The organism is Cupriavidus taiwanensis LMG 19424, from assembly GCF_000069785.1.
Taxonomy (GTDB): Bacteria; Pseudomonadota; Gammaproteobacteria; order Burkholderiales; family Burkholderiaceae; genus Cupriavidus; species Cupriavidus taiwanensis.
Genome location: NC_010528.1, coordinates 179636 through 202288, shown reverse-complemented (window position 1 = coordinate 202288; position 22653 = coordinate 179636). Strand labels below are relative to the sequence as shown.

25 protein-coding genes and 1 riboswitch are annotated in these 22653 nt (G+C 69.1%); of the genes, 6 read left to right on the top strand and 19 right to left on the bottom strand.

What is annotated here, in order from left to right:
* Positions 1–33 precede the first annotated feature (33 nt).
* A complete protein-coding gene (gene glmU, locus RALTA_RS01010; protein WP_012351545.1) occupies positions 34–1398 on the bottom strand; it encodes a bifunctional UDP-N-acetylglucosamine diphosphorylase/glucosamine-1-phosphate N-acetyltransferase GlmU in 1365 nt (454 codons plus the stop codon).
* 302 nt (positions 1399–1700) lie between these two features.
* On the opposite strand from glmU, the gene RALTA_RS01005 reads away from it, so the two are divergent.
* Positions 1701–2528 carry a DUF6279 family lipoprotein gene (locus RALTA_RS01005; protein WP_041232249.1) on the top strand — a complete coding sequence of 276 codons (828 nt, stop codon included), beginning with the start codon at positions 1701–1703 and terminating at the stop codon, positions 2526–2528.
* A 69-nt stretch (positions 2529–2597) separates the two neighbouring features.
* Here the strand turns inward: RALTA_RS01005 and ttcA are convergent, their stop codons facing one another.
* The 3 genes from ttcA to RALTA_RS00990 form a co-directional block, all read right to left on the bottom strand.
* On the bottom strand, positions 2598–3524 hold the full coding sequence (ttcA, locus tag RALTA_RS01000; protein WP_012351543.1) for a tRNA 2-thiocytidine(32) synthetase TtcA: 927 nt from the start codon (positions 3522–3524) through the stop codon (positions 2598–2600).
* Between the two features lie 108 nt (positions 3525–3632).
* A complete protein-coding gene (locus RALTA_RS00995) occupies positions 3633–4034 on the bottom strand; it encodes a dihydroneopterin aldolase (protein WP_012351542.1) in 402 nt (133 codons plus the stop codon).
* Positions 4035–4105: 71 nt separating this feature from the next.
* Entirely contained in the window at positions 4106–4963 is an 858-nt protein-coding gene (locus RALTA_RS00990) for an SDR family oxidoreductase (protein WP_012351541.1), read from the bottom strand.
* A 15-nt stretch (positions 4964–4978) separates the two neighbouring features.
* Between RALTA_RS00990 and RALTA_RS00985 the strand changes: the two genes are divergently transcribed.
* Both RALTA_RS00985 and RALTA_RS00980 read left to right on the top strand, forming a co-directional pair.
* A complete protein-coding gene (locus RALTA_RS00985; protein ID WP_012351540.1) occupies positions 4979–6190 on the top strand; it encodes a class I SAM-dependent methyltransferase in 1212 nt (403 codons plus the stop codon).
* 16 nt (positions 6191–6206) lie between these two features.
* A complete protein-coding gene (locus tag RALTA_RS00980) occupies positions 6207–6401 on the top strand; it encodes a DUF2905 domain-containing protein (RefSeq protein WP_012351539.1) in 195 nt (64 codons plus the stop codon).
* Positions 6402–6447: 46 nt separating this feature from the next.
* Here the strand turns inward: RALTA_RS00980 and RALTA_RS00975 are convergent, their stop codons facing one another.
* From RALTA_RS00975 to RALTA_RS00960, 4 genes are all read right to left on the bottom strand, one after another.
* A complete protein-coding gene (locus tag RALTA_RS00975; RefSeq protein ID WP_012351538.1) occupies positions 6448–7695 on the bottom strand; it encodes a multifunctional CCA addition/repair protein in 1248 nt (415 codons plus the stop codon).
* A 62-nt stretch (positions 7696–7757) separates the two neighbouring features.
* On the bottom strand, positions 7758–8456 hold the full coding sequence (locus RALTA_RS00970; protein WP_012351537.1) for a glutathione S-transferase family protein: 699 nt from the start codon (positions 8454–8456) through the stop codon (positions 7758–7760).
* 198 nt (positions 8457–8654) lie between these two features.
* Positions 8655–9677, bottom strand: coding sequence for a complex I NDUFA9 subunit family protein (locus tag RALTA_RS00965; RefSeq protein WP_012351536.1), 1023 nt, complete (start codon positions 9675–9677; stop codon positions 8655–8657).
* 125 nt (positions 9678–9802) lie between these two features.
* A complete protein-coding gene (locus RALTA_RS00960; protein ID WP_012351535.1) occupies positions 9803–11755 on the bottom strand; it encodes a lytic transglycosylase domain-containing protein in 1953 nt (650 codons plus the stop codon).
* Between the two features lie 104 nt (positions 11756–11859).
* Here RALTA_RS00960 and RALTA_RS00955 point away from each other — a divergent pair, with 104 nt between their 5' ends.
* Positions 11860–12447, top strand: coding sequence for a 5-formyltetrahydrofolate cyclo-ligase (locus RALTA_RS00955; RefSeq protein ID WP_012351534.1), 588 nt, complete (start codon positions 11860–11862; stop codon positions 12445–12447).
* Here RALTA_RS00955 and RALTA_RS00950 read toward each other — a convergent pair.
* The 5 genes from RALTA_RS00950 to ahcY form a co-directional block, all read right to left on the bottom strand.
* Positions 12444–13202 carry a Mut7-C RNAse domain-containing protein gene (locus RALTA_RS00950; protein WP_012351533.1) on the bottom strand — a complete coding sequence of 253 codons (759 nt, stop codon included), beginning with the start codon at positions 13200–13202 and terminating at the stop codon, positions 12444–12446. The genes RALTA_RS00955 and RALTA_RS00950 overlap by 4 nt on opposite strands.
* Before the next feature lie 206 nt (positions 13203–13408).
* Positions 13409–13768: a TfoX/Sxy family protein gene (locus RALTA_RS00945; protein WP_012351532.1), complete on the bottom strand. Its 360-nt coding sequence runs from the start codon at positions 13766–13768 to the stop codon at positions 13409–13411.
* A 7-nt stretch (positions 13769–13775) separates the two neighbouring features.
* Positions 13776–14606, bottom strand: coding sequence for a methylenetetrahydrofolate reductase [NAD(P)H] (metF, locus tag RALTA_RS00940; protein ID WP_012351531.1), 831 nt, complete (start codon positions 14604–14606; stop codon positions 13776–13778).
* 40 nt (positions 14607–14646) lie between these two features.
* Positions 14647–14997, bottom strand: a complete 351-nt coding sequence (locus tag RALTA_RS00935; protein WP_012351530.1) for a phage holin family protein — start codon at positions 14995–14997, stop codon at positions 14647–14649.
* Positions 14998–15071: 74 nt separating this feature from the next.
* On the bottom strand, positions 15072–16490 hold the full coding sequence (gene ahcY / locus RALTA_RS00930; RefSeq protein ID WP_012351529.1) for an adenosylhomocysteinase: 1419 nt from the start codon (positions 16488–16490) through the stop codon (positions 15072–15074).
* A 118-nt stretch (positions 16491–16608) separates the two neighbouring features.
* A riboswitch (S-adenosyl-L-homocysteine riboswitch) is annotated at positions 16609–16702 on the bottom strand.
* 58 nt (positions 16703–16760) lie between these two features.
* On the opposite strand from ahcY, the gene thiD reads away from it, so the two are divergent.
* Both thiD and RALTA_RS00920 read left to right on the top strand, forming a co-directional pair.
* On the top strand, positions 16761–17597 hold the full coding sequence (gene thiD / locus RALTA_RS00925; protein WP_050976430.1) for a bifunctional hydroxymethylpyrimidine kinase/phosphomethylpyrimidine kinase: 837 nt from the start codon (positions 16761–16763) through the stop codon (positions 17595–17597).
* 8 nt (positions 17598–17605) lie between these two features.
* On the top strand, positions 17606–18040 hold the full coding sequence (locus RALTA_RS00920; RefSeq protein ID WP_012351527.1) for a PGDYG domain-containing protein: 435 nt from the start codon (positions 17606–17608) through the stop codon (positions 18038–18040).
* Between the two features lie 25 nt (positions 18041–18065).
* On the opposite strand, the gene RALTA_RS00915 is transcribed toward RALTA_RS00920, so the two are convergent.
* From RALTA_RS00915 to RALTA_RS00890, 6 genes are all read right to left on the bottom strand, one after another.
* Positions 18066–18515 (bottom strand): PaaI family thioesterase, encoded by a 450-nt coding sequence (locus RALTA_RS00915; protein ID WP_012351526.1) that lies wholly within the window; start codon positions 18513–18515, stop codon positions 18066–18068.
* Between the two features lie 175 nt (positions 18516–18690).
* Positions 18691–19197 (bottom strand): GNAT family N-acetyltransferase, encoded by a 507-nt coding sequence (locus RALTA_RS00910; RefSeq protein ID WP_012351525.1) that lies wholly within the window; start codon positions 19195–19197, stop codon positions 18691–18693.
* Between the two features lie 7 nt (positions 19198–19204).
* Positions 19205–20338, bottom strand: coding sequence for a thiamine phosphate synthase (locus RALTA_RS00905; RefSeq protein ID WP_012351524.1), 1134 nt, complete (start codon positions 20336–20338; stop codon positions 19205–19207).
* Positions 20335–21171: a thiazole synthase gene (locus tag RALTA_RS00900; RefSeq protein ID WP_012351523.1), complete on the bottom strand. Its 837-nt coding sequence runs from the start codon at positions 21169–21171 to the stop codon at positions 20335–20337. Before RALTA_RS00900 ends, RALTA_RS00905 begins: the two co-directional genes overlap by 4 nt.
* Positions 21172–21174: 3 nt before the next feature.
* Entirely contained in the window at positions 21175–21372 is a 198-nt protein-coding gene (thiS, locus tag RALTA_RS00895) for a sulfur carrier protein ThiS (protein WP_012351522.1), read from the bottom strand.
* Positions 21373–21384: 12 nt separating this feature from the next.
* Positions 21385–22575, bottom strand: coding sequence for an FAD-dependent oxidoreductase (locus RALTA_RS00890; RefSeq protein ID WP_012351521.1), 1191 nt, complete (start codon positions 22573–22575; stop codon positions 21385–21387).
* Between the last annotated feature and the right edge of the window lie 78 nt (positions 22576–22653).

Below are 22653 nucleotides of genomic sequence, written 5' to 3'. Positions count from 1 at the left end.
GTGGCGCCGCCCGGTGCAGGCGGCGCGTGGTGCTTACTGCTTCGGCTGCTTGACCGGACGCTGCCAGGCGTCGATGGTCAGCTGCTTGGCCCGCGACAGCGTCAGCTTGTCGGCCGGGGCCTCCTTGGTGAGCGTGGTGCCGGCGCCCAGCGTGGCGCCGCGTCGCACCGTCACGGGTGCCACCAGCTGCGTGTCGGAGCCGATGAAGACATCGTCCTCGATCACGGTGCGGTGCTTGTTCACCCCGTCATAGTTGCAGGTGATGGTACCCGCGCCAATATTGACGCGCGACCCCACCGTGGCGTCGCCCACATAAGCCAGGTGGTTGGCCTTGCTATGTGCCGCCACCTGTGCATTCTTGACCTCGACGAAGTTGCCGATATGCACGTCCTCGCCCAGCTCGGTGCCGGGGCGCAGGCGCGCGTACGGCCCGATGCGGCCGGCGGGCCCGACTTTGGCCTCGTCGATATGGCAGAACGGATGGACCTGCGCGCCGGCGCCGACGGTACTGTTGCGGATCACGCAATGGGCGCCGATGCGCACGCCGTCTTCCAGGTGCACGCGGCCCTCGAACACGCAGCCGACGTCGATCGTGACATCGCGCCCGCAGGTCAGCTCGCCGCGCACGTCGATGCGGGCCGGGTCCAGCAGCGTCACGCCGGCTTCGAGCAGGCGCCGGGCCTGGTTGCCCTGGTGGATGCGCTCGACCTCGGCCAGCTGCAGTTTGCTGTTGACGCCCAGCGTCTCCCACACCGCCGCCGGTTGGGCCGAGACCGTCTCGACGCCGTCCGCGACGGCGCGCTCGACGGTATCGGTCAGGTAGTACTCGCCCTGGGCATTGTCGTTGCGCAGTGTCGACAGCCACTTGCGCAGGTGGCCGGTCGGGCACACGATGATGCCGGTGTTGATTTCGCGGATGGCTTTTTCGGCTTCGGTCGCGTCCTTTTGCTCGACGATGCGGACGATGCTGCCCGCCGCGTCGCGCACGATGCGGCCATAGCCGGTCGGGTCGGGCATTTCCACCGTGAGCACGCCAAAGCGCTGCGCGCCGGCCTCGGCTACCAGTGCCTGAAGCGTCGCCGCGCTGGTGAGCGGCACGTCACCGTAGAGAACCAACGTAGGCTGGTTGTCGTCCAACAAGGGAAGTGCCTGCATCACCGCATGGCCCGTGCCCAGTTGCTGGGCCTGCTCGGCGAAGGCGACATCGTCAGCAGCCACCGCCTCGCGCACGCGCGCGGCCCCGTGGCCGACCACGACCACCAGCCGGGACGGCGACAGCGCACGCGCCGTGTCGAGGACATGCGCGAGCATGGGCCGCCCGGCGACCGGGTGCAGCACCTTGGGCAAATCGGAATACATCCGCTTGCCCATGCCCGCGGCGAGAATGACGATATTCACAAGGAGACCCCTAAGTGAGTGTGTCCGAAAATATTCTGGAAAACGCCGGCCGGATATTGGGCCCGGTGTTTGGCACGGGGCGCCGCCGGGGCTGGCAAAAGCTTGCCGCCAGGCCTGCGCAACTTCCCGCAAACCCTTGCCAGGACTCGGCTGGCGGGCAGCGGGCGAGCCCGGTTCCAATGCGCGGCGATTTTAACATGGCGCTTTCTGCCCAACCGACCGAGGTTTCCGAATTTCACAATTGCTGGGCGCGGCGCATTTTGGTGATTCTGGGCGCAGCGGTGCTGTGCGCGTGCAGCGCCATGAAGCTCGGTTACCAGCAGGGCGACCGCCTGGCGTACTGGTGGATCGACAATTATGTCGACGTCACCTCGGCCCAGGAACCGCTCACGCGCGAGGCAATCGCGCGCTTCTTTGCCTGGCACCGCAAGGCGCAGCTGCCGGAAATCGCCAGCCTGCTGGAGGAAGCCAAGGCTGACGTGCGCCAGCCGGTCACCCCGGCGATGGTCGCGCACTTCCAGGACGCCTCGCAGCAACTGGCACGCCGTTCCTTCGAACAGGCCATGCCCGACATGGCCGACTTCCTGCTGACGCTGACGCCCGATCAGATCGCGCGCATGGAAAAGAAGTTTGCCGAGGGCAACGCCAAGTACCGCAAGAAGTTCCTCAACGCGAACCCGGCCGAGCGCGAAGAAGCGCGCTTCGACAAGGTGATGGAGTACGCGCGCCTGGTCTACGGCGGCTTCTCTCCCGAGCAGGAGAAGGCGATCCGCGTCAAGGTGGGGCCGGTGGTGCAGAACGCCGAGGCGCGCTATGCCGAGCGCGTCGCGCGTCAGCAGGAATGGATCAAGATGGTGCGCTTCGTGCAGGCCACGCAGCCGCCCAAGGCGCAGGTCATCGACCTGCTGCGCCGCTTCCGCGAATACTGGCAGAACCCGCCCGCCCGGCACGCCGCCAGCCATGAAGCCAGCAACAACGCCGGCATCGCGCTCACCGTGGCGATCGCCAACCTGACCACGCCGCAGCAGAAGACGCACGCGCAGGAGCGCTTCCAGAAGTGGATCGACGACACGCATGCATTGATGCGCGAGAAGGCGAACCCGCCGGTGCAGTCGGCGCAGGCGAACTAAACCCGCGTCGGCCCCGGTGCCATGAAAAACGCCCGCGCGAGCGGGCGTCCTGGCATCCGCCGCAACGGCTTACGGCGTACCCGCCGGCTCCGCCGCGGGCGCGCGCTCGAAGCGCACAAACTCCATGCGGTTCTCGTCCAGGCTGCCGGCAAAGGTCAGCGGCTGCTGCTGGAACGTGGTTTCACCGAACAGCGAGGCCTCGTCCACCTTGGCCAGGCCAGTCGCCAGACCGGTGAACGGGAACAGCTCGGTATCGGCCAGGTGCGACGGCACCACGTTGCGCAGCGCCGAGAAGATATTGTCGATGCGGCCCGGGTTCTGCCGCTCCCACTCCTGCAGCATCTCGCTGACCTTCTTGCGCTGCAGGTTTTCCTGCGAGCCGCACAGGTTGCACGGGATGATCGGGAATTCCATCGCGCGCGCGTACGACGCGATGTCCTTCTCCGAGCAGTACGCCAGCGGGCGGATCACGATATGCGCGCCGTCGTCGGTGGCCAGCTTGGGCGGCATCGCCTTCATCTTGCCGCCGAAGAACATGTTCAGGAAGAAGGTGTTGACGATGTCGTCGCGGTGGTGCCCCAGCGCAATCTTGTTGGCCCCCAGCTCCTTGGCGGTGCGGTAGATCACGCCGCGGCGCAGGCGCGAGCACAGCGAGCAGGTGGTCTTGCCCTCGGGCACCTTCTCCTTGACGATCGAGTAGGTGTCCGCCTCGACGATCACGTATTCCACGCCGACCGACTTCAGGTATTCCGGCAGGATGTGTTCCGGGAAGCCGGGCTGCTTCTGGTCCAGGTTCATCGCGATCAGCTTGAACTTGATGGGCGCGCGCTTCTGCAGCGCCATCAGGACCGACAGCATGGTGTACGAGTCCTTGCCGCCACTCATGCAGACCAGCACGGTGTCGCCGTCCTCGATCATGCCGAAGTCGCCGATGGCCTTGCCGGTTTGCGATTGCAGCCTCGTTTCGAGGCGATAGAAGTTGTTCGAGTGGCTCATGGAGCATCCTGTTGCGTGGCGCCCGCCGGATGGAATGGCCGGCGCGGCGCGAGGGGCAACATTTTACTTTAGGCGCCCGTCAGCTGCAGCGGGCGCCGGCAGGACTGCTCAGCCCTGCTTGATATGGAATACCTCGACACCGACCGAATCGCAATCCGGGTACACGTCGGGCTTCTCCGTGGACACGCGCACGGCGCGCACCTTGGGATGCTTCAGCATGGCGCGCGCGACGTCGTCGCACAGCGTTTCCTGCAGGTGCACGTGGCCCTGCGCCATGCGCGCGGCCACGGTGTTGCGCATGAAGTCGTAGTCGACCACTTCGTCGAGCTTGTCGGCCTGCGGCGTGCATTCCTCCAGCGGCACGAACAGGTCGATATTGATCAGCACGCGCTGCTCGCCCTTCTTCTCGAATTCATGCACGCCGATATTGATCTGGACTTCGTAGTTGCGCAGGAACATGCGTCGGCAGTCCTGCAGGCTGGGGTGGGAAAGAGCGGCGAGCATGGTCATGGGCGGGAAACGAAAAGGGGGCAGTGTAAGGCAGGGGTGCCGCGCCGGTCAGGCGCGGCCGGTGATGCAGGTCATTCGGTCAGGAACATCACGTCGCGCGCCAGCGGCATCAGGTGCTGGCCACCATCGACGTACAGCGTGGTGCCGGTCACGGCGCGCGCCTGCGCCAGATAGGCCACCGCCTGGGCGATGTCCTCGGGCGTGGACGACTGGCCCAGCGGCGTCACGCGATGCGCGCGGCGGAAGCTCTGCTCCGACTGCTCGCCCGACACCAGCGTGATGCCGGGGGCCACGCCCACCACGCGCAGGCGCGGTGCCAGCGCCTGTGCCAGCTGCACCGTGGCGGTCTGCAGCGCGGCCTTGGAGAGCGTGTACGACAGGAAATCCGGGTTCAGGTTGTCGAGCTTCTGGTCCAGCAGGTTGATCACCACGCCGCGCGGCTCGGCGGCCTTCTCGGCGGCCTTGCCGGCGCCATCCGGGCCCGCGGCCGCGGCCAGTGCCTTGTGCAGTTCGCGCGCCAGCAGCAGCGGCGCGGCCACGTTGGTGCGCATATGCGTATCGAGCGACGCATACGAGAAGCTGGTCGCGACGTCGTACTGGAACAGCGAGGCATTGTTGACCAGGCAGGTCGGCACGCCGAGCGCGGCGGTGCAGTCGGCCACCAGCCGGCTGGTGGCGGCCTCGTCGGCCAGGTCCGCGCGCAGCACCGCGGCGCGGCGGCCCAGCGCGCGGATCTGCGTGGCGAGGGCTTCGGCCTCATCGACCGAGCGATGGCAGTGCACGGCCACGTCCCAGCCCTGCGCCGCCAGTTCCAGCGCGATGGCGCGGCCCAGGCGGCGCGCGCCGCCGGTCACGAGGGCCACGCCGCGGGCGGCGGGCTGGCCAGCCTTGTCGCCAGCCTGGCTGGCGGAAGTATCGGATGCGGGCATTGCTACAATCGCAGGATGCAGAAAGCCGCTAGTTTACCCCTTCCCCCCGCCGACGCGCAGGCCGCCTCCGATACCCTTACGGCCCGTATTGGCGAATCGATCGATGCGGCCGGCGGCTGGATCGGCTTCGACCGCTACATGGCGCTGGCGCTGTATGCGCCCGGCCTGGGCTATTACAGCGGCGGCTCGGCCAAGTTCGGCCGCGATGCCCGCGACGGCAGCGACTTCATCACCGCGCCCGAACTCAGCCCGTTCTTCGCCCGCACGCTGGCACGCCAGTTCGCGCCGCTGCTGGCGCAGGGGCTGCCGCGCCTGCTGGAATTCGGCGCCGGCACCGGCCGGCTCGCCGCGGACCTGCTGCTGGGGCTGGAACAGGAAGGCCAGTTGCCGGACACCTACGCCATCGTCGAACTGTCGGGCGAGCTGCGCGCGCGCCAGCAGGACACCTTGGCCCGGCGCGCGCCGCACCTGGCCGAACGCGTCACCTGGCTCGATACCCTGCCTGCCGCCTTCGAAGGCGTGATCGTCGGCAATGAAGTGCTGGATGCGATGCCGGTGCAGCTGTATGCGCGCCGCGGCGGCAGCTGGCATGAGCGCGGCGTGGCGCGCGCCGCGGTGCCGCCCGAAGGGGGCGCGCCCGCCTTCCGCTTCGAAGACCGCGCACTGGCCGCCGCCGACGTGCCCGAGGCGCTGCGCGCCATCCCCGGCGAGCACGACCTGGTCACAGAGACCCATGCCGAGGCCGAGGGCTTCACCCGCGCGGTCGGCGCCATGCTGGCGCGCGGCGCGGCATTTTTCATCGACTACGGCTTTCCCGGCGGCGAGTATTACCACCCGCAGCGCGCCGGCGGCACGCTGATGTGCCACTACCGCCACCATGCGCACCCGGATCCGTTCCTGTATCCCGGCCTGCAGGACATCACCGCGCACGTCAACTTCAGCGGTATCGCGCATGCCGCGGTCGAGTCGGGGCTGACCGTGGCGGGCTTTGCCTCGCAGGCGCGCTTCCTGATGAACGCCGGCATTACCGACCTGCTGATGGCGCTGGACCCGTCCGACGCGCGCACCTTCCTGCCGCAGGCCAATGCGGTGCAGAAACTGCTGTCCGAAGCCGAGATGGGCGAACTGTTCAAGGTGATCGCGCTCACGCGCGGATTCGACCGCGGACTGGAAGACAGCGAGCCGCTGGCCGGCTTTGCCCGCGGCGACCGCAGCCACGCCCTGTAACGGCACCGGAGCCGCCATGCTGCGCTGGACCCTGACCATCTTCCTGAGCGTGATCATCCTGTCCGCGGCACTGCCGTGGCTGCAGAAGGTCGGGCTGGGCCGGCTGCCCGGCGATGTGCGCTTTCGCGTATTCGGGCGCGAGTTCGTGCTGCCGTTCGCGTCGACGATCCTGATCTCGCTGATCGCGCTGGTCATCGGCAAGCTGCTGTAGGGCCACAGTCGCTCCCGCGCAGGCGGGAATGACGCTGGTGCCCAGCTCACTCGCCCGGCTGCGCACCGAGCCGCTGCGCCACCGCCTCCACCCGCGCGGCATGGACGCGATCCTTGATCTGCGCCACGTTGTCGGCGCAGGCGCGCGCGATGGCCCCCGCATCGACGGAAGCCGCCGCCTCGCGCGCCGCCAGCAGGCGGGCGGCCTGCGGGTAGTCGCTGTGCTCGAAGCCCTTGCGCCCGCGCTTGTCGGCCTCGCAGGCCTGCAGCGCCTGCGCGAAGCGCGCGGGCTTGCGCAGCGCATCGCAACGCTCCAGCAGCCGCACCACGGCGGCGGCGCCGAGCTCCAGCGAGCGGTGGATATGGCCATGCTCGCGCGCCACCACCACCGCCAGGTCGCGGCATTCGTTGGGCACGCGCAGGCGCGCACAGACCTCTTCCAGCAGCCTGACGCTGCGCAGCTCATGGCCGATATGGCGCGGCAGCACGTCTTCGGGCGTGGTGCCCTTGCCCAGGTCATGCACCAGCGCGGCAAAGCGCACCGGCAGCGGCGCGCCCAGCGCCGCGGCGCAGTCGATCACCATCATCACGTGCACGCCGGTATCGACTTCGGGATGGAAGTCGGCGCGCTGCGGCACGCCCCACAAGCGCTCCAGTTCGGGCAGCAGCCGCGCCAGCGCGCCGCATTCGCGCAGCACCTCGAACATGCGCGACGGCCGTGCCTCCATCAGCCCGCGCGCCAGTTCCTGCCACACGCGCTCGGGCACCAGCGCATCGACCTCGCCCGCGGCGACCATCTCGCGCATCAGGCGCATGGTCTCGGCGGCGACGTTGAAGTCGTGGAAGCGCGCGGCAAAGCGCGCCAGCCGCAGGATCCGCACCGGGTCTTCGGCAAAGGCGTCGGAGACATGGCGGAACAGGCGCGCGGCCAGGTCGCGCTGGCCGCCGTGCGGGTCGATCACCGGGCCGGTCAGGTTGCCATCCGCATCGACCGCGCGCGCCATCGCGTTGATGGTCAGGTCGCGCCGGACCAGGTCGTCCTCCAGCGTGACATCGGGCTCGCAGTAGAAGGCGAAGCCCTTGTAGCCCATCGCGGTCTTGCGCTCGGTGCGGGCCAGCGCGTACTCCTCCTGGGTGCGCGGATGGAGGAACACCGGGAAATCCTTGCCGACCGGGCGATACCCGGCGGCCTCCATCTCGGCCGGGGTCGCGCCGACGACTACGTAGTCGCGGTCCTGGCTGGGCTTGCCCAGCAGTTCGTCGCGGATCGCGCCGCCCACGGCATACACCTGCATGGTTGTGGCCTTTTCATGCGCCGGCACGGGGCGGTACCCGCCGCCGGCGCTGTTCGCTATGGCTAGTGGGTGACGATTATCGCATCGGCACGGTCCGGGGCCAGCCGGTACGGCTCGTCGTCGGCGAGGAAGTCGCGTTCCTCGCGCGCGCCGGCAATCCATTGCTGCATCGCCGGCAGGCCCAGCATGAAATCAGCATAGGCCTTGGCGTCTTCACGATCGTCCGGCAGGTGGATGCCATAGGTGGCGAAGCGGCTCACCACCGGCGCATAGAACGCGTCGGCGACGGTGAAGGTGCCGAACAGGAACGGCCCGCGCGCGCCATGCTGCTTGCGCAGCCCGTCCCAGATCGCGGCGATCCGCTCGACCTCGCGCTGCACCGCCACGTTCCAGCCGCGTCCCGGCAGGACCGCCGTCACGTTCATCGGCAACTGGTTGCGCACGTTGGCAAAGCCCGAGTGCATCTCGGCGCAGATCGCGCGCGCGACCGCGCGCTCGGCGGGGTCGGCCGGCCACAGCTGCTTGTCGGGGAAGCGCTCGGCCACGTATTCGGAGATCGCCAGCGAATCCCATACGGTGACGTCGCCGTCGACCAGCACCGGCACCTTGCCCGCGGGCGAATAGCGCGCGATCTCGGCGGCAAAGCTGCCGGTGAACAGGCGCACCTGCACTTCCTCGAAATCAATGCCGGCCTGGCGCAGCAGCAGCCAGGGGCGCAGCGACCAGGAGGAATAGTTCTTGTTGCCGATGACGAGCTTCATCGTAGGATCCTTGGGGGAGGAAACGGAGGGAGAGGCGGCACGTTGGCGGGCCGGAACCCAAGCGCCGCGGCCGGCGTGACGGCGAGGCAGCCGCGCGCCGGACCAGTCATTCTGCCAGCGCAGCGGCTCGCCTCAAAGTGAATTGCGCTCGCAACCGTTATGAAATCCGGTCACATAGCCGCCTTCACGGCCGGCGTTTCAGCGGTGCACGCTGGCGCGCATGTGGGTCAGCGCGGCATCGCGGTTGCGCCCGGACAGCGCGTCGGTCATCACGGATTCCAGGTGCACGGGATGCAGGTTCAGCTCCGGCGCCATCGGGCGCGCCAGCACATTGTCGAGCTGCATCGAATCGAGGTTGTCGCGCGACAGCAGCGGTGCGCCCGGCATATGCTCCATGACCGCCGCCTGCACCCGCGCCAGCGCATCGGGCAGCGCGATCACCGGGCGCGGATGGCCCGAGGCGCGTCCGGCAAAGCGCACCAGCTCCTCCAGCGTGTAGACCTGCGGGCCGCCCAGCTCATAGCCGTGGCCGATGGTGGCCGGGTTAACCATGGCGTTCAGGAAGGCCTGCACCACGTCCTGCACGAACACCGGCTGGAAGCGCGCATGTGCGCACGCCAGCGGCACTACTGGCGCCAGCTGCTGCATGTGGGCGAACAGGTTCAGGAAGTGGTCGTCGGGGCCGAATACCACCGAGGGCCGGAAGATGGTCCAGTCGAGCCCGCTGGCGCGCACGATGCGCTCGCCGTCGCCCTTGCTGCGCAGATACATCGACGGCCCGTTGCTGTCGGCGCCGAGCGCGCTCATATGCAACAGCCGGCGCACGCCCGTGGACAGGCATGACGCCACAATCTGCCGCACCAGTTCCACATGCGCGCTGGCAAACGCCTCGCCGTAGGGGTCGGCGCGCTCGCCGTGCAGCACGCCTACCAGGTTGACGACGATGCCGTCGACGCCCAGAGAGCCGATCGCGTCGTCCAGCGCGGCATTGTCGGCCAGGCCAAGCTCCACCACCTCGACGCGCGGCAGCAGCAGCAGGTGCTGCGCATGCTCGACATTGCGCGTGCCGACCACGATGCGGTCCGGGGCGATGGGGGAATCGGGATTGGCGCCGGCTTCCAGCGGCGCGCCGGAGGCCGAGGCGGCGCCGGCCAGGCGCGAGACGAGATGGCTGCCGATAAAGCCGGCGCCACCGATGACGAGGACGTTGCTGGTCTGCATGATGCCTCCGTGCCAGGAAAGAACTGCACGCCGCGGCACCCGCGCCAGCCCGGGCCCGCGGCGCCACGCCGCAGGCCCGTCGTGCCCGCCCCGTTACAGGGCAGGCGGACCAGGCAAGACGCCCTTCAGGGCAGGCTGGTGGTGGTCACCGCCGACGGCGTGACCGTGCCCAGGCGCGACTTCAGCGACTGCGGCCGGCCACTCATCAATGCAGCATAGTACGTAGCGTTGGAAAGCACATTCTTCACATAGCCGCGCGTTTCATTGAACGGGATGGTCTCTGCAAAGATCGCGCCTTCCACCGGCCGCGCCAGCGTGCTGCGCCAGGCCTTGGGCCGGCCCGGGCCGGCGTTGTAAGCGGCCGAGGCCAGCGTCCAGGAGCTGTCCAGGTCGGTCAGCACCATGTTCAGGTAGTTGGTGCCAAGCTGGATGTTGATGGTGGGATCGCCCATCATCGACGGCGAAAAGTCGCTCATGCCGATCTTGCGCGCCACGTACTTTGCCGTCGCCGGCATCACCTGCATCAGGCCATGCGCCCCCGCCGACGAACGCGCATTCATGATGAAGCGGGACTCCTGGCGGATCAGGCCGTACACCCACGCCATGTCGAGACCGACCTCGTCGGTGGCGCGCTGCATGATGTCGCGATACGGCATCAGGAAGCGCAGCGCGAAGTCATGCTCGTTGCGGGTGCGGTCGGCCGAGTTGACGGTGCGGTCGAGCAATTCGAGGCGGCGCGCATACTCGGCGGCGGCCAGCAGTTCGCGGTCGCTCATGTTGCGCAGTTCCCAGTTCCATTCGCGGTTGCCCTCGAAACGCAGGTTCATCGCGTAGAACTTCTGCGCGCGCTGAAAGCCGGGGCGTGCGCGCATCGCCATGGCCTCGGCGTCGCTGACGGCGGTGCGCGGCGGCAGCGTGATGCGGTTGCCCAGTTCCTCGCTGGCCAGCTGGCCGTAGAAATTGAACTGGCCGGCGATCTGCTGGAAGTTCTGCTGGGCCTCGGTGTCGCGGCCGTCGACCTTGAGCGCGCGGCCGTACCAGTAGATCCAGGCCGGATCCTTGGCGCGCAGCTCCGGACGCATCAGCTCGACCGCCTGGCGCACCTGCTTCCAGTCGCCCTGGCGCAGCGCGGCGCGCACGCGCCATTCCTGGGTGTCGTCGGACAGCCACTGGTTGCCGCCCAGGTCCATCTGGCGGCGGTAGTAGCCGGCCGCCTCGGGCAGCAGTTTCTTGGCGGCGAACTGGCCGATCACGCCCCAGGCCGCGCCCTGCTCGTCGCGCGACAGCGTGCCCTGGGCGGTGGCCAGGTAGGCCGCCGCCTGCGACGGGTCGTTGCGCGCCATCTTGACGATGGTGGCCAGGGTGTCGCCGTCGACGCGCGCGTCGGGCAACAGCGCGGCGATCTTGCCGGCCAGCGTGACGTAGTTCTGCTCGAGCGCCAGGCGCGCCTGGAAGGCCACGTCGCTGCGCTGGATCTGCTGGCTCTGCACCAGGTAGCCGATCAGGTCGACGCAGCCCTCGCCGTAGTACCTGGGATCGCTGAGCACGTTGCGCGCCTCGGCAGCAACGTTCTGTCCCTTGAGCGCGCGCGACAGCAGCGCATAGCACTCGACCTGGGTATCGTCCTTGAGCACGAACTGCGGATACTCCGCGTCGAAATTGGCCCAGTCGCGCTTCTTGCCCAGCACCAGAAGCCAGTCATTGCGCATGCGGTCGGCAATCGCGTCGCCCTTGTAGCGCTGCAGGAACACGCGCACCTGGTCGTCCGGCGCATCGACGCGGGCCAGGCCGCTGGCGTCGAACAGTTGCGGCTTGATGCGGAAATACTCGACGTAGGACGGCACCGGATAATCCACCAGCGTGGCCGAGATCGCGTAGGCGCGCTCCACGTCATTCTTGCGCGCGGCCTCGCGCAGCGCGGCAAAGGCTTCGTCGGGATCGCTGGGGATCACCGTCGGCGCCGCGCGCGTGACCGCCTGCGGGCGCTTCTGCGCGTGAACGGGCGTGACAAGCAGTGCACATGCCAGGGCGATCCAGGCGGCCCGCCCTGCACGCTGCAGATATACTCCCTTCAGCATTCTTCTTCCTTGTCGATGACGGCGGCGCCGTCGCTCGCATCCGTTGTGCCGGAGCCGCGACGCCGCCGTCCATGTTGGTTCGGACGAGCGCATTATCCCACGCCATGTCTTCCATTCCTGCCCAGACCGCACCCTCCCCCGCCGCCGACGACGACCGACGCGCGTTGCGCGCGCGCTTGCTGGCGCAGAGAGCCGCCCTGCCCGCCCGCGCCGAAGCCGACACGCGCATCGCCGCCGCGCTGTCTGAACTGCTGGCAGGCCTGGCCGTGCGCTGCCTGGGCTTTTACTGGCCGATCCAGCAGGAGTTCGACGCGCGCGCCGCGGTGGCGCAGTGGCTCGCCGCCGTGCCCGGCCGCCATGCCGCGCTGCCGTCGGTCAGCCGCCCCGGCGCGCCGCTGGACTTCCACCTGTGGACGCCGGATGCGCCCATGGCCACCGGCCACTACGGCATCCCGGTGCCCGACGGCACCGAGGCGGCCACGCCGGATGCGCTGCTCATTCCCTGTGTCGGTTTCAGCCCGGACAAGTTCCGCCTGGGCTATGGCGGCGGCTTCTACGACCGCACGCTGGCGGCGATGGCGCAGCGGCCGGTCGCCATCGGCATCGGCTACGACGCGTGCCGCATTGCGCTGCAGGCGCAGCCGCACGACATCGCCATGGACTGGATCGTGACGGAGTCGGGCGCGTTCTAGCCCGGATCGGTCCCGGCGCCCTGCACCAGCTCTTCGACCAGCGCGCGCATGCAGCGCCAGTGCGAGCCTTCCCAGAACACGCGCCGGCAACGGTCGCAGGTGACGAAGCTGCGATGGCGCGCCAGCACGCCGTCCGGCACGCGCCCCGCCGCGCCGGCCGGATCCAGCGCGCGCAGCGGCGCATTGCAGTCCAGGCACAGCGAAAACGGCCGGGCGCTGCCCGCCAGGTCCAGCCGCGCGAAGATCTCGCGCACCTGCTGGCGCGACTTGAGCGCGCGCACATAGCAGCCGTGCGTGATGCCGCGCCGCTTGAGCAGCTCGCGGTCGCGCGTCAGCACGATGCGGCCTTCGTCGACCGCGATGCGCTCGATCTCGCTGTCTTCGAAATGGTTGTCGTAGAGCGTGTCGAAGCCGGTCATGCGCAGCAGATGCGCCAGCCCGCCCAGGTGGGCATCGGCGACAAAGCGCATCACGCGCAGCGGCTGCCCGCGTACCCGCAGCAGCGGCGACACGTCGATCCGTTCGAACTTGGGATAGACCGAGACCCGGTCGCCTTCGCACAGCTGCCGGTCGAAACCGCTCGACTCGCCGTTGACCAGGATCAGCTCGACCTCGGTATGCGGCACGCCCAGCGCCTCGATCATGTGCTTGACCGTGGCCGCGCGCGCGCACACGCACGACAGGTCGCGCCGGCGCTGGTCCGGCGCGAGGAAGTCGTTCAGTTCCTCGTAGAAACGGAAGGTGGCGGTGACCATGGCGCGAGTATGGCACCGATTGAGGCGGGCGTGGCTGGGGCCTGAAGCTTGCTGCCTACGCCCGCAGCAAGCTCCCCTCGCCCGCTTGCGGGAGAGGGGTGGGGGAGAGGGCCGGCGCCTGACGCAGCCCACATCGTTTCACATCGTAGAAGCTCCTGCCCTCTCCCCCGGCCCCTCTCCCGCGCGCGGGAGAGGGGAGCAAACACTCAGCCAGCATTCCCCAATCTCAATGCCGCCTCCACCGCCAGCTTGGCCCACGGCGTCATCGCCGCCGGCGATTCCAGCGCCGCGGGCGGCAGGCTGAGGTAGTGGCGCATGGTGACCTCGCGCTTCGCCGACTGGTAGCGGAAGGGTTCGCTGCCCTCGGCTTCAAACTTGCCCCGCGTGGCGTCATCCGCCTTCAGGTAGCAGGTGCCGCCCGATACCAGCGCGAACATCAGGCCGTCGTAGAACAGGCCGTGGCCGCCGAACATCCGTTTCGCGGTGACCGGCCCGATACGCGCCGCCAGCGGCCCCATCAGCTCGAGCAGGTGTTCGATGAAAGGATCGGGGCGGCGCGTGGCCATTGCCGGATTACAGCTTCAGCCGCTGCCAGATCGCCTTGGTCGCGCCGGCCGCGTTGAGGGTATAGAAATGCAGCCCCGGCACGCCGGCGGCCAGCAGGCGCTCGCACAGCGCGGTGACCACGTCCAGCCCGAAGGCGCGGATCGATTCGCGGTCGTCGCCGAAGCTCTCCAGCCGCTTGGCTACCCAGCGCGGCACCTCGGCGCCGCACATCTCGGAGAAGCGCATCAGCTGCGAGTAGTTGGTGATCGGCATGATGCCCGGCACGATCGGCACCTCGACGCCGAGCGCGCGCACGTCGTCGACAAAGCGGAAGTACGCGTCGGCGTTGTAGAAGTACTGCGTGATCGCCGAGTCGGCGCCGGCCTTCACCTTGCGCACGAAGTTGTCGAGGTCATGGCGCGGCGACTTCGCCTGCGGGTGGTACTCCGGGTAGGCCGCGACTTCGATATTGAACCAGTCGCCGGTCTCGGCGCGGATGAACTCGACCAGCTCGTTGGCGTAGCGGAACTCGCCGATCTCGCCCATGCCCGACGGCATGTCGCCGCGCAGCGCGACGATATGGCGGATGCCGCCGTCGCGGTACTGCTGCAGGATCGCGCGGATGCTCTCGCGCGACGAGCCAACGCACGACAGGTGCGGCGCGGCCTCGATGCCGTCGCGCTGGATTTCCAGCACGGCGTCGAGCGTGCCCTGCTGCGTGGTGCCGCCGGCGCCGAACGTCACCGAGATGTACTTGGGCTTGAGCGGGGCCAGCTGCGCGCGCGTATTGCGCAGCTTCTCCGTGCCCTCCGCCGTCTTGGGCGGGAAGAATTCAAAGCTGAAGTAGCGGTCTTGCATGATGGTGGCGCGCCGCGTTGGCGCGGCGCGCGAAATGAGATCAGTCGTCGCGGTTGCCCAGCAGCAGGCTGGCCAGCAGCCACGAGATCACGCTGTACAGGATGGAGCCCAGCAAGGCCGCCCAGAAGCCGCCCACGGTAAAGCCGGACAGCAGGTTGCCGACGAACAGGAACAGCAGCGCGTTGATGACGAAGATAAACAGCCCCAGCGTCAGCAGCGTGACCGGCAGAGTCAGGATGACCAGGATCGGACGGATCAGCGTATTGACCAGGCCCAGCACCAGCGCCGCCAGCATCGCCGAGCCGAAGCTCTTGATGTGGATCGACGGGATGATGTACGGCAGTACGAACAGCGCGACAGCGTTGATGATCCAGACGACCAGTAGTCTCATGACGGCTCCTTGGTTGGTGGTTTTCTCCCCTCTCCCGCAAGCGGGAGAGGGGAGTTGCTACCTCGCTGCACGCATCAATAGCGGTAGTGATCCGCCTTGTACGGGCCTTCCTTCTTCACGCCGATATAAGCGGCCTGCTGGTCGGTCAGCTCGGTCAGCTGCGCGTTCAGCTTGCGCAGCTGCAGGCGCGCGACCTTCTCGTCCAGGTGCTTCGGCAGCGTGTACACGCCCACCGGATACTTGCCGCTGTCGCGCTCTTGCCAGAGTTCGATCTGCGCAATGGTCTGGTTGGCGAACGACGAGCTCATCACGTACGACGGATGGCCCGTGGCGCAGCCCAGGTTCACCAGGCGGCCCTTGGCCAGGATGATCAGCTTCTTGCCGTCGGGGAACTTGACGTGGTCGACCTGCGGCTTGATCTCGTCCCACTCGTACTTCTCGATCGAGGCGATGTCGATCTCGTTGTCGAAGTGGCCGATGTTGCAGACGATGGCCTGGTCCTTCATCTTGGCCATGTGCTCATGCGTGATGACGTGGTAGTTGCCGGTGCAGGTGACGAAGATATCGCCATGCTCGGCGGCGTAGTCCATGGTGACCACGCGATAGCCTTCCATCGCGGCCTGCAGCGCGCAGATCGGGTCGATCTCGGTGACCCACACCTGCGCCGACAGCGCGCGCAGCGCCTGCGCGCTGCCCTTGCCCACGTCGCCGTAGCCGGCGACCACGGCGATCTTGCCGGCGATCATCACGTCGGTGGCGCGCTTGATGCCGTCCACCAGCGACTCGCGGCAGCCGTACAGGTTGTCGAACTTGCTCTTGGTGACCGAGTCGTTGACGTTGATCGCGGGGAAGCGCAGCTCGCCCTTCTGCGCCATCTGGTACAGGCGGTGCACGCCGGTGGTGGTTTCCTCGGTCACGCCGCGGATGGCTGCCAGGTTGCGGCTGTACCAGCTCGGGTCCTTCGCCAGCTTTTCCTTGATCGCGGCGAACAGGAAGGTTTCTTCCTCGCTGCCCGGGTTGGCGATCACCGACTGGTCCTTCTCGGCGCGCGCGCCCAGGTGCAGCAGCAGCGTGGCGTCACCGCCGTCGTCGAGGATCATGTTCGGCGTGCCGCCGTCGGCCCAGTCGAAGATGCGGTGCGTGAAGTCCCAGTATTCCTTCAGCGATTCGCCCTTGAAGGCGAACACCGGCGTGCCGCCGGCGGCGATGGCGGCGGCGGCGTGGTCCTGGGTCGAGAAGATGTTGCACGAGGCCCAGCGCACGTCGGCGCCCAGCGCCTTGAGCGTCTCGATCAGCACCGCGGTCTGGATCGTCATGTGCAGCGAGCCGGCGATGCGCGCGCCCTTGAGCGGCTGCGCGGCGGCGAATTCGTCGCGGATCGCCATCAGGCCGGGCATCTCGGTCTCGGCAATGGCGATTTCCTTGCGGCCCCAGCCGGCCAGGTTGATGTCGGCGACGAGGTAGTCTTGCTTCAGGTCGGTCACGGCGTTCATGTATCACTCCGGTGAAGAGTGGCACGCAGGTGACGAGATCGGGGAATCAGGCGGCGGCATGGCAGCGGGCACATGCGCAGCGGGCGGATAGGTCGACTCGCCTCCGTGCGAAACCACGGATCAGCGAGCGCCGTTGAGACAGTCCGAGCCTGGCGGATGCATGGGGTGGCACTGAACTGCCTACCGCATCCGTTGCAACGCTCCTCGGAGTGGCGGTATTGTAGCGTGCCCGGCCGCCTTGCGCACCGGCCCTCCTTGATTTCCTCTCAGATGATCCCTACGCCACCCCGCACCCTGACCATCGCCGGCTCCGACTCCGGCGGCGGCGCCGGCATCCAGGCCGACCTGAAGACCTTTTCCGCGCTGGGCTGCTTCGGCATGAGCGCCATCACCGCGATCACCGCGCAGAACACGCTGGGCGTGACCGGCGTGCATGCGATCCCGGCCGACATGGTGGCCGCGCAGATCGACGCGGTGGCCGGCGATATCGGCGTGGACGCGGCCAAGACGGGCATGCTGGGTACTGCCGCCATCGTCGAGGCCGTGGCCGCGGCGGCGGACCGGCATGGCATCCGCAAGCTGGTGGTGGACCCGGTGATGATCTCGACCTCGGGCGCGACGCTGTCCGACGACGCCACCACGCAGGCCATGGTGCGGCTGCTGTTCCCGCGCGCGCTGCTGGTCACGCCCAACCTGCCCGAGGCCTCTTACCTGCTTGGGCGCAGGATCGCGCGCCGCGCCGACATGGAACAGGCCGCCGCCGACCTGATCGCGATGGGCTGCCGGGCCGTGCTGCTCAAGGGTGGCCACCTGGAAGACGATGGCGCGGCCGGCATCGCGGGCGGGCTGGACGACCTGCTGATGCTGAAGGACGGCACCGTGCGCGTGTTCACGCACCCGCGCGTCGATACCCGCAACCTGCACGGCACCGGCTGCACGCTGGCGGCGGCGATCGCGTCGCAGCTGGCGCGTGGCGATGCGCTGGAAGATGCGGCGGGCAAGGCCCTGGACTATGTGGCGCAGGCCATCGCGGCCGGCGCGGGATTGCGGCTGGGCAGCGGCAACGGCCCGCTGAACCACGCCTTCGCGCCGCGTGCGCTGGGTTGAGGGGCAAGATGCCGATGCTCACCCATATCGATCTGCGCAGCGACCCCGACGCCGCCTTCTACCTCAAGCATGAAGTCGTCGAGGTGGCGTTCGCCACCGAGGCTGGCGAGTTGATCAGCCGCGAAGGCCCCAACCGCTACCAGCCCGGCGATGCGCTCATCACCAGCCGCAGCGGCGACCGCTGGTGCGTGTCGCGCGACCGCTTCGACCCCAAGTACGAAGCCATCCCGCCGCTGGCGCACGGCCAGGATGGCGCCTATCGCAACAAACCGATCCCGGTGCTGGCGCGCGAGATGCATGAGGCCTTCAGCATCGAACGCAGCGCCGGCGGCGACGTGCTGCACGGCAAGCCGGGCGACTGGCTGATGCAATACGCGCCCGGTGACTATGGCATCACCGAGCGCGCGAGGTTCGAACAGGTGTACCGGCCGCTGCAGGACTGAGCGGCCGGGGTTTTTCAGGCAGGGATCAATTGCCGCCGCTGGACAGCGGCACCAGCTTGAACGCGGCCCGCGCCACGCACACCACGGTGCCGGCCGCGTCCTTCACTTCTCCTTCGCAGAACGCGATGCGCGCGCCGCGGCGCAGGCAGCGCGCTTCCAGCGTCAGCTCGCCGCGCGCGGCGGCCAGGAAATGGGTCGACATGTCGATGGTGATCACGCCCGTTTCCGTGGGCGCGTGCGAGCGTGCCGCGCCGCTCAGCGTGAAGTCCAGCGTCGCCATCAGCGTGCCGCCATGCACGTCGCCGCGGCTGTTCACCAGTTGCGGGTGCGCCGGCAGGCGCGTGCGGCAGTAGCCCTCTTCGATCAGCTCCGGCTGCAGGCCGAAATAGCGCATCAGCGGCACGTCGATGCCGAAATAGGGCTTTTCGGGCGTGCCGGGAGCGGCGGGAATGATCTCGGGGAGCTGGGTCGACATGGTGCGCGATGCGGGATGGTTGGCGGGGAAATGCTGCCCGCCATCATAGCGGCGGGGTCCGTTCGGTTTGCGCGGCTGGGCGAATGTCGCACAAATCTTTGGAAACGCGATGGCCGTCGCCAGCGCCGGTTTGCTTCCCTCTCCCGCTTGCGGGAGAGGAGAGACAACAACTGGCTCAGAAGGTCTGCCGCATCGCGATCCGTTGCCGCAAACCCGCTGCCCGCTGCGCCGCGAGCGCCTCCGACAGCAACGGGCACAGCTCGCGGTCCTCCAGCCGCCGAAACCCCATCGAGGCATAGAACGGCGCATTCCACGGCAAATGCGCGAACGTGGTCAGGTTCAGGGAGCGCAGTCCGCTTGCCCGCGCCCAGTCCTGCACGGCCCCGACCAGCGCGCGCCCGAGACCGCGCCGGCCATGGTCGGGATGCACGTCCATTTCATCGAGATAGCCGCATTCACGATTGCGGCTGGCCAGCGCGAAGCCGGCGACTGCGCCGCCATGCTCGGCCACCCACAGCCGCCCTTCGCGCTGCGCCGCGACCAGCGCTGAATCCGGCGTGCTGACCAGGCGCAGCAGCGCGGGCAGATCGCCCTCCGGGAACAGCGCCGCGGCGGCCAGCTCGATGTCCGGCAGCCGCGGCAGGTCATCCACGGCCGCCAGGCGAATGCGCGGGGCGGCCACGGCGCGCTCAGCCGGCCGGGAACAGGCTGACGAGGCGGGCCACCGCGGCCGGCACGTCGTCGGCCTCGGTGACCGCGCGCACCACGGCAGCGCTGCCGACGCCCACGGCCAGCACCTCGCGCATATTGGTCGCGTTGACGCCGCCGATGCCGACCAGCGACGGGATCACCGGCTGCATCAGCTTTACATAAGCGCGGAAGCGGCCCATGCCCTGCGGCTGGGTCGGCATGGTTTTGGTGGTGGTCGGGAAGATCGCGCCCAGCGCCAGGTAGCTGGGGCGGATCGCGGCCACGCGCAGCATCTCGGCGTACCCGTGCGTGGACACGCCCAGCCGCAGCCCGGAGGCGCGGATCGCGTCGAGGTCGGCATCGTCCAGGTCTTCCTGGCCCAGGTGGATGCCGTAGATGCCGCTGTGCGCGCCATGGGCGGCGTGATGCTCGATCGCCGCCTGCCAGTGGTCATTGATGAACAGGCGCGACGACGAGCCCTGCATGGCCCTGGCCGCGCGCGCAATCTCCGCGCGCACCGCGGCCGCATCGCCGGACTTGAAGCGCAGCTGCAGCGTGGGCACGTTCAGCGGCGCCAGGCGCTCGATCCATTCGGCGCTCGGCACCACCACGTACAGGCCCAGCGCGGGGCATGGCGCGAACGGCGCGACGGTGTGCTCGGGCGCCACCAGCGCGGCGTGGCGCACGTGCGGGAAGCGCGCGAAGTCGGACGGCCAGTCGGCCGAGCCCGGCGCCCAGGCGCGCGCCAGGCACAGCGCATCGTGGGCCGGGAAATGCAGCGACAGGCAGGCCAGCAGCACCGCGACGAAGGCCGGCGAATGCGGCTGGTCGGTATCCGCGGCGACCGAGAATACCCAGGTGCCCATCGGCGAGCGCACGGTGTCGACCCACTGGCCGCCCTCGCGCTCGGTCTCGATCAGCGTGGCGCCTGCGGCGGCCACGCGCGCGATGGTGTCGGCGTCGGCTTCGCCGTCGGACAGCAGCACGTCGTGCGCGCCGGGCTGCGCCGGCGCATCTTCCAGGCGCCACGCCTGCCACGGCTTGTCGTCGACGCCGAAGGTATCGCCATAGTGTTCCAGCACCGCCTGGCGCAGCGGGCCGTCGCTGGGGACGTGCACGGGGCGGCGGGTCATGCGCGCTGCTCCGTGTTGTCGGCGTGCCAGAACGGCATGCCGACCACCGGGGTGCTGGCCTGCGCGACTTCGCGCTCGGGCATCGGCCCGGCCAGATAGGCGGTGCGGCCCGCGGCCACGGCCTGCGCGAAGGCGCGCGCCATGTCGACCGGGTAGGCGGCCTGCGCCACCGCGGTGTTGAGCAGCACGCCGTCGTAACCCCATTCCAGCACCTGGGCCGCGTGCGACGGCAGGCCCAGGCCGGCATCGACGATCAGCGGGGTATCGGGCAGGCGCTCGCGCAGCACGCGCATCGCGTGCGGGTTGACCGCTCCGCGGCCGGTGCCGATCGGCGCGGCCCACGGCATCAGCGCCTGGCAACCGACGTCGAGCAAGCGGCGGCACAGCACCAGGTCCTCGGTGCAGTACGGCAGCACCTTGAAGCCCTCCTTGAGCAGGGTCTCGGCCACGGCCGGCAGGTTCAGGGTGTCGGGCTGCAGGGTGTAGTCGTCGCCGATCAGTTCGAGCTTGATCCACGGCGTCTCGAATACCTCGCGCGCCATCATCGCGGTGGTGATGACCTCCTGCGCGGTGAAGCAGCCGGCGGTGTTGGGCAGCACCGGCACGTTTAGCGCCTTGAGCATCTGCCAGAACGCCTGGCCGCCCTCGCCGTCGCCCACCGCGCCCTGGCGGCGCAGCGCGACGGTGATCATGGCCGGCGCGGAGGCCTGCACGGCGGCTTCAAGCGTGGCCGGCGACGGATAGCGCGCGGTACCCAGCAGCAGGCGCGAGCCGAACGACTCGCCATACAGCACGAACGGGTCGCGCAGGGTTGCGGAAGGTTCGAAGGTCATGGGTCAGCCTCCCGTCACGGGTTGCACGAGGTCGATGCGGTCGCCGGCCGCAAGAGGGGTGTTGGCGTGCGCGGCGCGCGGCACGAACTGGCCGTTGACCGCCGCGGCAAAGGGGGGCGCGATCTGCGCAGCGCTCACCGCGTCCGCCAGCGTGGCGGATTCGGCAAGGGCGAGCGGTCGGCCGTTGAGCAGGATATCCATGTCAGTCTTGCATTAATGCAGCGTGCCGGAGCGCGCGCCAACGGTGGGCGCGGGCGCCTCGGTCACCGCCTCGATCATACCGGGCCAGCGCAGTGCGGCAGGCACGGCATGCGCGGCGGGATCGCCGTTGAGCAGCGCGCCCACCACCGCGCACGCCGCCTCGGTCACCGCCGGGGCGATCAGGAAGCCGTGGCGGTACAGGCCGTTCACACGCACCACGCGCGCGCGCTGGTCCACGCGGATCGCCGGCAGGTGGTCGGGCCGCGTGGGGCGGCGCTGCACGTTCAGTTCCAGCACGCGCGCCTCGCCGAAGGCGGGATGCAGCGAATGCGCCGCCGACAGCAGCTCCAGCGCGGAGCGCACGCTCATCGGCGAATCGTCCTCGCTTTCCAGCTCGGTGGCGCCGATCACGTACAGGTCGTTGGGCTTGGGCGCGATATAGATCGGATAGCGCGGGTGCAGCAGGCGCACCGGCCGGTGCAGCCTGACGTCGGGCGCATGCACGCGCACCACTTCGCCGCGCAGTCCACGCAGGCCGGGCTGGCTGCCTCCGGGCTGCGCCGGCCACGCGCTGCGTGCGCCCAGGCCGCGGCAGTCCAGCACCACGTCGGCGTGGATGCCAAGCTGGGGCAGCGAGCCGGCATCGACCTCGCCCGCCTCCCAGACGCAATGCACGCCTTCGCTGACCGCGCACGACAGCAGCGCGCGCAGCGCGCCGCGGTTGTCGAGCTGGCCTTCGCCGGCCAGCAGCAGTCCTTGCGGAAAGCGGCCCGCCAGCGCCGGCTCGACCTCGCCCACGCCCTTGCCGTCGAGCGCGCGCAGCCGCTGCGCCACCAGCTCCGGCGGCGCCACCGCGCGCACGCGGCTGGTGAACAGCGACATCTCGGCGCGGTCGCGCGCATGCCAGACCACCAGCGTGCCGTCTTCCTGGAAGAAGACCGGTTCCGGCAATTCGACCAGCCACGCGCGCCACAGGTCGACACTGGCGATGCCAAGGTCGACGATGCGGCGCTCGGCGATGGCCGACTCGGCCAGCGGCGCCAGCATGGCCGCGGCCACATAGGCGGCCGAGCCCGCGCCGTCCGGGCCGGCCCGCTCCACCAGCGCCACGCGGGCGCCGCCGCGGACCAGCAACCAGGCGGCCAGGCGGCCGGCAAGGCCGGCCCCGAGGATGGCGACGTCAAACGACTGCACTGCTGTCATGAGGGTGTTGTGCCGGGCGCGCCATGCGGCCGCGTCCGGCCTCCTTGTAATCGGTGCCGCCGCGCGGGGCGCTGCGCG